At 70.9% G+C, this 12,001-nt stretch carries 13 protein-coding genes; 2 read left to right on the top strand and 11 right to left on the bottom strand.

Annotated elements, in window-relative coordinates:
- Positions 1 to 45 precede the first annotated feature (45 nt).
- From ACFCZF_RS13975 to ACFCZF_RS13925, 11 genes are all read right to left on the bottom strand, one after another.
- Positions 46 to 276: a helix-turn-helix transcriptional regulator gene (locus tag ACFCZF_RS13975; RefSeq protein WP_310875747.1), complete on the bottom strand. Its 231-nt coding sequence runs from the start codon at positions 274 to 276 to the stop codon at positions 46 to 48.
- 160 nt (positions 277 to 436) lie between these two features.
- The gene (locus ACFCZF_RS13970) at positions 437 to 1,291 is read right to left on the bottom strand and encodes an ABC transporter permease (RefSeq protein WP_376671843.1); all 855 of its coding nucleotides are present in this window, start codon (positions 1,289 to 1,291) and stop codon (positions 437 to 439) included.
- Positions 1,288 to 2,172: an ABC transporter ATP-binding protein gene (locus tag ACFCZF_RS13965; protein WP_375922873.1), complete on the bottom strand. Its 885-nt coding sequence runs from the start codon at positions 2,170 to 2,172 to the stop codon at positions 1,288 to 1,290. Before ACFCZF_RS13965 ends, ACFCZF_RS13970 begins: the two co-directional genes overlap by 4 nt.
- A gap of 206 nt (positions 2,173 to 2,378) precedes the next feature.
- Positions 2,379 to 3,665, bottom strand: a complete 1,287-nt coding sequence (locus ACFCZF_RS13960; protein ID WP_376671842.1) for a P450-derived glycosyltransferase activator — start codon at positions 3,663 to 3,665, stop codon at positions 2,379 to 2,381.
- A gap of 119 nt (positions 3,666 to 3,784) precedes the next feature.
- Positions 3,785 to 4,558 carry an SDR family NAD(P)-dependent oxidoreductase gene (locus ACFCZF_RS13955; protein WP_376671841.1) on the bottom strand — a complete coding sequence of 258 codons (774 nt, stop codon included), beginning with the start codon at positions 4,556 to 4,558 and terminating at the stop codon, positions 3,785 to 3,787.
- Entirely contained in the window at positions 4,551 to 5,888 is a 1,338-nt protein-coding gene (locus ACFCZF_RS13950) for an activator-dependent family glycosyltransferase (protein ID WP_376671840.1), read from the bottom strand. Before ACFCZF_RS13950 ends, ACFCZF_RS13955 begins: the two co-directional genes overlap by 8 nt.
- Complete coding sequence (locus ACFCZF_RS13945) at positions 5,888 to 6,841, bottom strand: aromatase/cyclase (protein WP_376671839.1); 954 nt, start codon at positions 6,839 to 6,841, stop codon at positions 5,888 to 5,890. The genes ACFCZF_RS13950 and ACFCZF_RS13945 overlap by 1 nt, the downstream gene beginning before the upstream one ends.
- A gap of 31 nt (positions 6,842 to 6,872) precedes the next feature.
- Positions 6,873 to 7,658, bottom strand: a complete 786-nt coding sequence (locus tag ACFCZF_RS13940; RefSeq protein ID WP_310871141.1) for an SDR family NAD(P)-dependent oxidoreductase — start codon at positions 7,656 to 7,658, stop codon at positions 6,873 to 6,875.
- Between the two features lie 8 nt (positions 7,659 to 7,666).
- Entirely contained in the window at positions 7,667 to 8,887 is a 1,221-nt protein-coding gene (locus ACFCZF_RS13935) for a ketosynthase chain-length factor (RefSeq protein WP_375922824.1), read from the bottom strand.
- The gene (locus tag ACFCZF_RS13930; protein ID WP_376671838.1) at positions 8,884 to 10,164 is read right to left on the bottom strand and encodes a beta-ketoacyl-[acyl-carrier-protein] synthase family protein; all 1,281 of its coding nucleotides are present in this window, start codon (positions 10,162 to 10,164) and stop codon (positions 8,884 to 8,886) included. Before ACFCZF_RS13930 ends, ACFCZF_RS13935 begins: the two co-directional genes overlap by 4 nt.
- A complete protein-coding gene (locus tag ACFCZF_RS13925; RefSeq protein ID WP_376671837.1) occupies positions 10,164 to 10,514 on the bottom strand; it encodes an antibiotic biosynthesis monooxygenase family protein in 351 nt (116 codons plus the stop codon). The genes ACFCZF_RS13930 and ACFCZF_RS13925 overlap by 1 nt, the downstream gene beginning before the upstream one ends.
- A gap of 229 nt (positions 10,515 to 10,743) precedes the next feature.
- Between ACFCZF_RS13925 and ACFCZF_RS13920 the strand changes: the two genes are divergently transcribed.
- Together ACFCZF_RS13920 and ACFCZF_RS13915 are read left to right on the top strand one after the other, a co-directional pair.
- Entirely contained in the window at positions 10,744 to 11,178 is a 435-nt protein-coding gene (locus tag ACFCZF_RS13920) for an ester cyclase (protein ID WP_337305383.1), read from the top strand.
- A gap of 43 nt (positions 11,179 to 11,221) precedes the next feature.
- A complete protein-coding gene (locus ACFCZF_RS13915; protein WP_376671836.1) occupies positions 11,222 to 11,842 on the top strand; it encodes a disulfide bond formation protein DsbA in 621 nt (206 codons plus the stop codon).
- The last annotated feature ends 159 nt before the right edge of the window (positions 11,843 to 12,001 follow it).

The raw sequence follows: 12,001 nt of genomic DNA, 5'->3' as shown, positions 1-12,001 counted from the left end.
TTCTGTTGCGTGGGCCCTTCCCCCACCCCCCCCCCCCCGACACGTTCACGAGGACGGGGGTGCGGTGCCCCCGATCCGGGGGAAGGGCGCGGTCGAGAAGATCACCTCGACCGGGACCTCGAAGTACTCCGCGATCCGCAGGGCGAGGAACAGGCTGGGGCTGTACTCGCCGCGCTCCAGGTAGCCGACCGTCTGGTAGTGCACACCGAGGGCGTCGGCGAGCTGCCTGCGGGTGATGGCGCGCTCCACCCGCAGCAGGGCGATGCGGTTGTGCACCGTCTCTCCCCCGCCGCCCCGGGCACGCCCCTGCTCACCGGCGGCCCGCCAGCCCGCGGCGGGCTTGTCGGTGCCGGCGGCGGACCGGGGTTCCGACGCCCCGGTCTCCGGCTCCGGCGTGCCGCGCCGCACCGGACCGCTCTTCCTGCCGGATGCCCTGTCACCCAACGCGCTTCAATGCCTCCTGTTGGCGTGCTTCGACCTTCGATCCCGTCTCGCCGCGCGCCGTACGGCTCAAGACCCTCGGCGCGATCAGCAACGCGGCGACGGCCCAGACGAGCAGCACGACCGCGGTCATGGGCCTGCGCCAGGAATCGCCGAGCTCGACGGCGACCGCCGCCTCCGGCAGCAGCGCGGCACGGGTGCCGAGTCCGACCCAGTACACGGGGAAGATCTGCGACACGCCCTGAAGCCAGCCCGCCAGCGAGGTGATCGGATAAAAAATACCCGAGATCGCCATCAGACCCATCGTCGGGAAGATACCCCAGGTGTTGGCACCGCGCGGATTCTTCACCATGGCCCCGATGATCAGGCCGATCGGCAGGGTGGCGAGCAGACCGAGGCCCAGCACCCAGAGCAGGTTCAGCCACTTGCCGATGTCGTCGGTCACGAGGTCGGCGAAGAGGAACACGCTGGGCACCAGAATGATCGCCAGCGTGAGCACGGTGCTCAGCGCGGTCCCCAGCACGCGGCCCGCGATATAGCCGATGAGGCCCTGCGGTACCGTCCTGGCCCGCAGCAGCGTGCCGTCCTCCCTCTCGGCCGCCAGCGCGAACGCGGCGCCGCCCAGTGCCTGGAAGGCCAGCAGTCCGCCGATCATGCTCGGCATGGAGAGCGTCGCCAGCGAGAGGTCGGTGCCGTCCACGGTCGAGTCCCGCATGAAGAACAGCACGCCGAGGAAGACTCCCCCGAGGAACAGGTAGTAGATGATGTCGCCGGGCGTGGTCAGGGACTGCCGGAACTCTGTCCAGCCGCGGCGCAGACCGAGCCGCGCGGCGTACACGGTGGGATTCACTGGCCTGCCTCCCGGAACGCGGCGATCGCCTCTTCGGACCGACCGGCCTCGAACTGCCGGACCATGGTCATGTACGTGTCCTCCAGGCTCGCCCGGCGGACCTCCAGGTCACGCACCAGGTTCCCGTGTTGTTGGAACAGCTCGTAGGCGAACGTACTGGCGTCGGGGGTCGCGTGGACGAAGTGCTCGCCGTTCACGGCCCAGCGCACTTCGGCCTTGCCGGCCGCCTGCCGGGCGAGCAGGTCCGCGCTGCCGTCGGCGACGATCTGCCCACCGGCCAGGATCAGGATCCGGTCGGACAGCTTCTCGGCTTCGTCCAGGTCGTGTGTCGTGAGCAGGATCGTGGTGTCCTCCAGGTCGGAGAGCCGGTGCACCACGTCGTGGAAGTCACGACGGGCCTTGGGGTCGAACCCGACGGTGGGCTCGTCCAGGAACAGCAGTTCCGGCCGTCCGACGATGCCGATCGCGACGTCGAGGCGACGACGCTGTCCGCCGGACAGGTTGGCGATCTTCTGGTCCGCCTGCTCCTCCAGGCTCACCATGGCGAGCAGTTCGTCCACGTCGCGCGGGCGAGGCCGCTCGGCGGTGGAGTAGGGCCGGTAGAAGTCACCCAGCTGGGCCAGCAGCTCCCGGACCTGCCACTTCCCGTGGTCGCGCCATGACTGGAGCACGATGCCCAGCCTGGCGCGCCACTGTTCGTCACCCTTGGCGGGGTCGACGCCGAGCACACTGACCTCACCCGCCGACCGGGTACGGAACCCTTCCATGATCTCGATGGTCGTGGTCTTTCCGGCGCCGTTCGGCCCGAGCAGCGCGACGACCTCGCCACGGCAAACGTTGAAGTCGACCCCGTTCAGCACGTCCTTGGACCCGTACCGCATCCGCAGCTCACGGATGTCGATCACTCGTTCGCCCGGCGATTTCTCCGATGATCCCGCGGCCTGACTCAACTCGTGCAGATCACTTGTCCCTGCCATGGGCCGTCTACCTTTCGATCAGACCTGTTAGATCAAAGATAGTAGCTCTACTACATGCTGTACAAGTCAGACGGCCGATGGATTAGTGACGCACGGTGAAGAAGGGTGGGTCAGCGAGCCAGCGGCAGCTCCAGGACCGCTCCGGTGACCCCCGACCGCAAACGCCTCAGTACGGGACCGGTGCGCCGTGCACCGGGCGCCTCGGCCGTCAGGAGGCGGAGCCCGGACTCGGCCTGGAGCCGCACCAGCGGGGCGAGAAGCGACGTGGGCAGGCCCGCGGAGAACGCCAGGTGCCGCCCCCCGCGCTCCGTCGCCGGATCGAAGACCGCCGGCTCGGCGTGGACGGCCGGGTCCCGGCCGGCCGCCTCCAGGGCCACCACGACCTGGCTGCCGGCCGGGACCACGATCCCGGCCAGTACGAGCTCCTCGCGCGCGTACAGAGGTACGAGCCGGACGGGAGGGGCGTACCGCAGCGTCTCGTCGACCACCGCCGGCGCGAGGCCGGGGTTCTCGCACAGCGCCCGCCACGTCCCGGGGTGGTCGAGCAGGGCCGCCACCGCGTCGCAGAACAGGGTCGCCGAGAGCTCGGACCCGACGAGGGCCAGCAGCGTGCACACCGACCGCACCTCGTCCTCGTGCGTCGCCGTGAGCAGAGCGCTCACGAGATCGTCCCCCGGCTTCGCACGCCGTTGCCCGATCAGGTCGGTGAGCAGGGACCGCATGCCCTCGACCGCGGTGATCAGGTCGTGTGCCGTCCGCAGATGCGGCGAACACACCATGGCGTCCAGCGCGCCCGCCCCACCCCGGCACAGCGCGGCGAAGCGGTCGCGGTCCTCCTCCGGTACGCCGAGGATCTCCCGCACCAGGTCGGCGGCGAAGACGTCCGCGACGTCGGCCCGCAGGTCGAACTCGTCACCGGCGGCGGTCAGGGCACGGCGCAGCGCCCCTTCGGCCGCCGGCCGCCACCGTTCCAGGGCCTTCACGCCGAGCAGTGGTTCGAGCAGTTCACGCACGCGCTCGCAGTCCGCCCGGCCGGCGGTCAGGAACATCGCGTCGAAGGGCAGGATCTCGCGCAGTGCGGGCACCTCCCAGGGCATCGGCTCCCGCTGCTCCCCCTCGCCGTCCGAGGCGGGTACGTCCGCGTCGGGGTGACGGAAGCTCAGCCGGGGATCGTCGAGCGCCGCCGCCGCGACCTCGTGACGTCCCGTCACCCACGCCTCGGCGCTGCTCCAGTACAGAGAGCCCCGTTCCCTGATCAGTTCGCCGAGCCGGTGCGGATCGTCGTCGGCGGCCCGCAGCAGCAGCGCGTACGGATCGTCCTTCGTGCCGATGATCCACTGAACGCCGCGGTGCGTGAGCAGCACACGGCCCAACTCGCTCTCGGTCATGCTCGCCATGAACTCAACTCCGCTTCTCCGGGGCCTTGGTGTGGTCGGGTTCCGATGTCGGTCGTGCCAGTTCAGGTCAGGTCAGGGCCAGGTCCGGTCAGGACCAGGACAGGTCAGGCCAGGTCAGGTCAGGTCAGGGAGAGGCCGCCGTCGATCGGCAGTACGGCGCCGGTCAGGTAGTGGGCGTCCGGCCGGGTCAGCATCGTGATCCACCAGGCGATCTCCTCGGGGGTACCGACACGTCCCTGGGGGGTCAGTCCGCCGACGTGGTGGAGCATGCCGTCGTAACTCTCGGGCGACATGCCCGCCCGCCGCGCGAACCCGGAGTCGACCAGCCCGGGGGCCACGCCGACGACCCGGATGCCGCGCGGTGCGAGTTCGAGCGCCCACGTGCGGGTCAGGAAGTCGAGCGCGGCCTTGGCGGCGCCGTACACGCTGTTGCCCGCCCACGCCCGCGATCCGCGCGCGCCGGACGAGCTGACGTTCACCACGGTGCCGCCGCCGTCGGCGGCGAGGGCGTCGAGTGCGCTGCGCACGAGCAGTACGGGCACCGCGAGGTTCGTGCCGAGTTGGGCGGCCACCTGCTGCGGATCGACGTCGGCGAGGGCGCGGTGGCCCAGTACCGCCGCGTTGTTCACCAGGACGTCGATCCCACCGAGCTCGCGCAGGGCGGTGTCCACGACCTTCTGTGGCGCGTCGGCCTCGGTGAGGTCGACGGCGAGCGTGCGAACGGCGTCGTAACCCTCCGCGGTGTCGGCCAGGTCGGTGGCCGTGCGGCCCACGACCAGGACGGCCGCGCCCTGGTCGGCGAAGGCGCGTGCGGTGGCCCGGCCGATACCGGAACCGCCTCCGGTCACCACGACCGATCGCGGGGAAGGAGGGAGGGAGGCTGTGTCAGGCATCGAACCTCGCAGGGTCGTCGTGTCCCGGGGCGGTGTGGCGCCGGTGTTCCGCGGTGAGCGACTCCAGAACCGGGACGATGTCCCGGGGAGCCGGGGTGGCGAGCGTCTCCCGACGCAGCCGGTCGGCTCCGGCCGCGAACGACGGCTCGGTCAGCAGCCTGGTGAGTGCGTCGCGCAGGGCGTCGGCGGTGAGCGTCTCCGCGGCCAGGCGCAGGCCGGCACCCGAGCGTTCCACCAGGTCGGCGCGGATGCCGTTGTCCCACATGGCGCCGGGCACCAGGATCTGCGGGACTCCGTGCAGAAAGGCGGCGTGGACCGTGCCGGAACCGCCATGGCTGATGATGGCCGAGCAGCTCGGCAGCAGCGCGTCCATCGGAACGAAGTCGACGGCGCGGACATTGGCGGGAAGGCCGCTGACCTCCCGGAGCTGGCGGGCGTTGAGGGTGGCGACCACCTCGACGTCCAGTCCGGCCACCGCGTCGATCAACTCACCGATGGACGCCTGGTCCCCGCCCATCACTTCGCGGTGCGACACACCGAGCGTCAGGCACACCCGGGGACGCTTCGGTACCTCCCGCAGCCACGGAGGGATGCTGCCCCGGCCGTTGTAGGCGACGCAGCGGACGGGGACGTACGGCAGGCCGGCCGGGAGCCGCAGGGACGACGGCACCGGGTCGATGGTCCACTGACCGGTCACCAGTTCCTCGGAGAAGGTGCCGCCGTAGCGCTCCATCACCCAGCCGAGCCACTCCCTCATGGGGTCCTCGCGCAGCGCGGGCGGCCGGTTGTCCACCTCCGCCAGATAGCTCTCGCGCATACGGCCGACCAGGTCCAGACCGAACATCAGCCGGGCGTGTGCCGCGCCGGTGACCCGGGCGGCGACGGCCCCGGCGAACGTCAGCGGATCCCAGACCACCAGGTCGGGCCGCCAGCCGCGGGCGAATTCCACCAGATCCTCGATCATCTCGGCCGACGAGTAGTTCTGGAAGACCGCCGAGGTCATCGCGGTGAACACGCCGTGCATGTGGTCGTACGTCAGCTTCTCCGGGCGCAGTTCGTCCATCGCGAGCAGCAGCTGGGCGTCCGGGGTGTCGTCGTCGTACGTCTCGCGCGAGGCGTCCTCGCGGTCCCGCAGTTCCTCCATCACCTGGTCCTCGTTGAGCTCCCGGCCGACCGGGACCGCGGTGAGGCCGGTGCGGGCCACCACGTCCGCGAGGTCGGGGTGGCTGGCCACGCGGACGTCGTGCCCGGCGGCCCTCAGCGCCCAGGCGAGCGCGACCTGGGCGTGCACGTGGTTGCGGGCGCCGAAGGTGGTGAACAGGACGCGCATCAGCGTTCCCGGACCGCTCGCTCCGCGTACTCCTTGGCGAGCAGCATCGTCGCGGTGCTGTTGCGGCCGAGCGCGTCGCGGACGAAGTCGCGCGCGTCCTGGACCGTGGCGCCCTCGCCGAGGACCGGGACGACCGCGTCGGGGTTCAGTACGACGGCGTGCGTCGAGGTCACGGTGCACCCCGACGGACTCTTCTCGATCCGCCAGCGGCCGTTGTGGACGGTCATCAGCGGTGGTGTACGCAGCTGCTTGTAGACGATGCTCCCCGTCGGGAAGCAGACCCGTACCGACTTCGTCGTGTGGACGGCGCCGTTCGGGGTGAGCGTGTCCATCTCCAGCAGTTGCAGGTTGGGGGTGCTCTCCTCGAGCCCGACCCGGTTCACGTGCGGCAGCCGCTTCTCCCACTGCCCCGCGTCGTAGAGGAAGTCGTAGACCTCGGCCGGGTCGCCGGCCACGTCCACCACGTCGTCGAACCGCAACGACAGTGCGCCGCCACCGGCCCCGGCGGCCTGTTCCGCGGCCCTCTTCAGAGCGCCCAGTTCCGCGTCGGTGTTGCGGTCGATGGCCCGGGTGATCCAGTCCACGCCTTCCGGATCGTCGTCGACGGCCCGGAAGTCGTGGGTGAGACGGACCAGGGTCCGGGAGCCCGGCTGCGGTTCGACGATCCATTCGCCGCCCATCGCGGCGACGGGCGGCTGGGACACCTCCTGCTGGAAGGAGACCCGCAGTCCCGCGGGGTCCAGGACGCGGCGCGAGGTCCAGGTCTTGACGGAGTCGTTGGCGGTCGCCCAGATCCGGATGCGCTCCTCGTCGGCAGTCCGTTCCAGGACGTCCACGTGCACGGTCGGGGGAAAGATCCGCGGCCACGCGTCGATGTCCGCGATCAGGGCGAAGACGGTGGGCGCGGGCGCCTGCACGGTGATCCGGTGTTCGGCTCGGTGAAGGTTCGTCATGTTGCGATCTCCTGGTCCTCGCGCGGGGCCCTCAGTAGTTGCCCAGTCCGCCGCAGACGTTGATCGCCTGCGCCGTGACGGGGGCGGCCTGGTCGGTGACGAGGTAGCCGACCAGGCCGGCGACCTCCTCCGGGGTGGTGTACCTGCCGAGCGGGATCTTCGCCTCGAACCGCTCAAGGACCGCCTCTTCGGTGGTGTCCCAGACCGCGGCGTATCCCTTGCGCACCCGCTGGGCCATCGGCGTTTCCACATAGCCGGGGCAGACCGCGTTCACCGTGACCCCGGTCTTGGCCAGTTCCAGGCCCAGTGCCTTGGTGAAGCCGATGACGCCGTGCTTGGACGCGGAGTACGGGGCGCCCAGCACCACGCCCTGCTTGCCGCCGGTCGAGGCGATGTTGATGATCCTGCCCGTGCCCTGCTCCAGCATCCGGCCCGTGGTGAGCACCTCGCGGGTGACCCTGAGGACGCTGTTGAGGTTGGTGTCGACGACGTCGAGCCAGAGCTCGTCGGTGATCTGCGCGGTGGGGCCTCCGCCGCTGCGGCCCGCGTTGTTCACCAGCACGTCCACGGGGCCGTACCGGTCCACGGCGGCGCGGACGAAGGCGCCGACCTGTTCGGTGGAGCGCACGTCGCCCGCTTGCCCCGCGACTTCGTACCCCTTGTCACGGAGCCGCTCGACGGTGAGTTCGACGTTCTCGGCGTCGCGGGCACAGATGAACACCCGCCGTCCGAGCTCGCACAGCAGCGTCGTGACGGCGAGCCCGATGCCACTGGTGGCACCGGTGACCACGGCGCACCGGTCGTCTTGGGTGGGCATGTCTCTCCTTATCGTTGTCGGGTCACGACCGCGGCCGCGTTGAAGCCGCCCTGGCCCCTGGCCAGCACGAGCGCGGCGGCCAACGGGGCGACGCGGGGGGTGCGGACGAGGTCGATCCCGTACTCGGGAACCGGTTGCCGCACGTTCGCCGTGGGCGGGATCACGCCATGGCGGATGGCCAGCACGGCCGTCGCCACGTCCAGGGCCGCGCCCCCGGCACCGAGTCGTCCGGTCATGCTCTTGGGCGCCGACACGGGTACGCCGTGCGCGCCGAACACCGCACGGATGGCGTCCGCCTCGGCGCGGTCGAGTTCGGGGACGCCCGCGGCGTCGGCGAACACCACGTCGATGTCCCCGGGGCACAGTCCGGCGTCGGCGAGGGCGAGCTCGGCGGCGCGCCGCAGGTTGGGCGGCCGGCCCGCCCCGGGCGGCGGATCGAAGGCGGACGCGTATCCGGCGATCTCCCCGTACCAGGACCCGACGCCACGGGCGCGTGCCGACTCAGGTGACTCCAGGACGAACAGCGCTCCGCCCTCTCCCGGTACGTATCCGGAGGCGTCCGTGTCGAAGGGCAGGTACGCCCGCTCGGGGTCGTCCACGGTGCTGATCCGGCCGCTCGCGAGCTGCGCGACCCAGCCCCAGGGCGACAACGAGCCGTCGACGCCGCCCGCGATCACCATCCGAGCGTCGTCGCGCAGCTGTCGCCGGGCCTTCGCCAGGGCGTCCAGCCCGCCTGCCTGCTCGGTCACGACCACACCGCCCGGACCGCGCAGTCCGTGGCGGATGGAGATCTGCCCGGTGTTGACCGCGTAGAACCAGGCGAAGGACTGGTAGGCGCTGACGTGCTCCGGGCCCTTGCTCCAGAGGTTGTGCAGTTCACGGTGGCCGAACGCGAAGCCCCCGGCCGAGCTGGCGGTGACGACGCCGATGTCGTACTCCGGCAGTGCGCGGGGATCCACCCCGGCGTCCTCGATCGCCCATTCGGCGGCCACCAGCGCCAGCCGGGTCATGTGGTCGGTCTGCGGGATCAGCCGGCTGGGGATGCCGTGTTCCTGAGCGTCGAAACCCGGGATCTCACCGGCCAGCCGGCTGGGGTAGCGCTCCGGGTCGAAGCAGCCGACGGGGCCGATCGCGGGCTGCCCGGCGAGGGTACTGCTCCAGTGCGAGGCCGTGCCCAGACCTGTCGGCGCGAGCACGCCCATACCGGTGATCACGGCCGCGGACGTCATGACGCCGCCCCTTCCGGCCCGCGCAGCACCATCGCGCTCTGGAAGCCTCCGAAGCCGCTGCCCACGGTGAGCACCGCGTCCACGCGCTGCTCGCGCGCCGTCAGCGGCACGTAGTCCAGGTCGCACTCGGGGTCGGGCTCGTGCAGGTTGGCGGTGGGCGGGATGACGTTGTGCTCGATGGTGAGCGCGCAGGCCGCGATCTCCAGCGAGCCGATCGCGCCCAGGGAGTGCCCGATCATCGACTTGATGCCGCTGACGGGCACCCGGTGGGCGTCCTCGCCGAGGGCCCTCTTGAAGGCCGCCGTCTCGTGCCGGTCGTTCTGCACGGTGCCCGAGCCGTGCGCGTTGACGTAGTCGAGGTCCTGCGGGGCGACAGCGGCCCGCCGCATGGCGACGCGGATGGCCTCGGCCATCTCCCGGCCGTCCGGGCGCAGCCCGGTCATGTGGAAGGCGTTGGAGCGGGAGGCGAACCCGCTGATCTCGGCGTACACGTGAGCGTCCCGCCGCCTGGCGTGCTCCAGCTCCTCCAGGACGAAGACGGCGGCGCCCTCCCCCAGGACGAATCCGTTCCTGGTGCGGTCGAAGGGCCGCGAGGCGCGCCCGGGTTCGTCGTTGCGCGGCGTGGTCGCCTTGATCGCGTCGAAGCAGGCCACGGTGATCGGCGAGATCGGGGCGTCGGTGGCGCCGGCCACCATCACGTCCGCCGAGCCCTCCCGGATCAACTCCACCGCGTGCCCGACCGAGTCGAGTCCGGAGGTGCAGCCGGTCGAGATCAGCGACACGGGGCCCTCGGCGCCGACGTCGCGGGCGACCTCGGCGGCGATCGAGCTCGGAACGAAGTAGTCGAAGAGGTGCCGCCCGGCGTAGGAGTCGTCGACGTGCCAGTGGCGCCCGCCGTCGCTGACGACGGAGTACTCGTCCTCCAGGCTCATGGTGCAGCCCACGGCGCTGCCGATGGCCACACCGGAACGCGCGGGGTCCAGTTCGGCCAGTTCCAGCCCACTGTCGGCGACGCTCTCCCGGGCGCTCACCACGGCGAACTGTGCGGCACGGTCCATCCGCCGGGCCTGCTGCGGGGTCAGTCCCTCGCGCAGCGGGTCGAAGTCGACCTCGGCGGCGACCTGCGAGCGGTAGGACGTGGGGTCGAAGAAGCTGATCCTCCGGGTGGCGGTGCGTCCGGCGGTCAACGCGTCCCAGAAGGGCTTGCGCCCCACTGCGTCGGGAGCGACCACACCGATGCCGGTGATGGCGACACGGCGCCCCGTGCGGGTGGCCATCAGCGGTCCTCCGTCGCCGCCCACTCCCCCGACACGTGCTGCCGGGGGACGTACAAGCCGGGCTCACTGGCGCTCAGTCGCCGTACCGCCGAGGCGTGTTGCCGGAAGGAGGGGTCGCCCACCGCCGCTCGGAAGGCGTGCGCGTCGCGCCAGTGCGCGATGTTGACCCAACGATCCGGGTCCTCGGCGTGCTGGTGCAGGGTGTACCGCAGGAAGCCGTCCCGGCCCGCCAGGTACCGTCCGGTCTCCGCGAAGGCCTTCTCGAACTCCTCGGGCGAGGCGTGCACGGTGAACCTGTTGATGAAGGTGACCACCCCGCTCCCGGTGGGATCAAGGTCATTCGGTTGCATCTCATCGCCTCTTCTCACGTGCGACGTCGGGCTTTGACGCTGTGGCGTCGTCCAACGTGGGCGTCGCCTCTCGCAGCCCGCTCAACAGCCCCTGGACTCGGGGGCGTCCATGGCCCGGTGGGGGGTCGAGCAGCCGTGGACCGGCGGGTCGAGCGAGGGTCGATCCGCTGCCGATCGTGGTGTTGGGATGCTCGTCGGTGACGAGCACACCGAGATCCGGAGGCACGCGATGAGTCAGAACGTCGAAGCCGTACGGCGGATGATCAAGGCGTACAACACGGGCACGACCGACGACGCCCACGAGTTCATCCACCCGGAGTATCTGAATCCGGCCACTATCGAGCACGGGATCGGTGAGGGGCCCGAGGCGTTCGCGATGGCGGTAGCCTGGGTGCGGATGACCTTCTCCGAGGACGCGTACCTCGAGGAGGTCAAGGTCGAGGAGCGGGGGGACTGGGTACGGGCGTACCTGGTCCTCTACGGCCGTCAGGTCGGCCCGATGGTGGGCTTCGCACCGACCGGCCGCCGCTTCGCCGGGGAACAGATCCATCTGCTGCGGATCGTCGACGGCAAGATCAGGGACCACCGGGACTGGCCGGAGTATCAGAGCACCTACCGCCAGCTCGGTGAGCCGTGGCCCGAGCCGGGCGGCTGGCGCCCCTAGACCGAGACGCCACTGGACCGAGAATGTGCGAGGAGCCGATCCGATGACCGAACAGCGGAGCGTCGACTTCTGGTTCGACCCCGTCTGCCCGTACACGTGGATCGCCTCACGGTGGCTGGTGGAGGTCACCAAGGTGCGGCCGGTGACCGTCCACTGGCGGGTGATGAGTCTTTCGGTGCTCAACGAACACCGGGACGACAACCCTGAGGGCGAGTGGGAGGACTACATGTGGGCGCCGGTGCGCGTGTGTGCCGCAGTGGAGGAGCGGTTCGGCCGGCAAGCGCTCGGTGAACTCTTCACGGCGATGGGCACTCGCTTCCACCTTCAGGGCGACTGGGGGAACCTCACGGCGGCCCTGGCGGATGCCGGACTCCCCGAGGAGCTCGCGCAGGTCGCCGAGTCCACCGACTACGACGAGGCGATCCGGTCCTCGCACGCAGAGGCCGTCGCCTTGGCCGGCGGCGACATCGGCACCCCGGTGATCTCGCTCGCCGCGCCCGGCGGCGAGCGGGTCGGCTTCTTCGGGCCGGTGGTCTCCCCCGCTCCCACCGGGGAGACGGCGGGCCGGCTGTGGGACGGCTTTCTCCTCATGGCCACGGTTCCGGGCTTCTTCGAGATCAAGCGCACCCGGAGCGGGGAGCCCCGGTTCGACATGGCCGACTGAGGCGGCGCGTCCGAAGGCGGGCTCACGCCGGTCGCCGGAGCGGGTGAACCGGCGCCGGGAGGGTTGTCCCCCCCCGTTAGACCTCCCCCCTTCCCCAAGCCTGGGCCCCGGCCGGGCCCCGTTAGAGGGAAGTGGAGAAAAGGGGGGGGGGGGTTTTCC

It is taken from the genome of Streptomyces sp. NPDC056296 (genome assembly GCF_042268605.1).
Classification (GTDB): domain Bacteria; phylum Actinomycetota; class Actinomycetes; order Streptomycetales; family Streptomycetaceae; genus Streptomyces.
The sequence above is the reverse complement of the archived record's forward strand: the minus strand, read 5'-3'. Positions and strand labels throughout refer to the sequence as shown.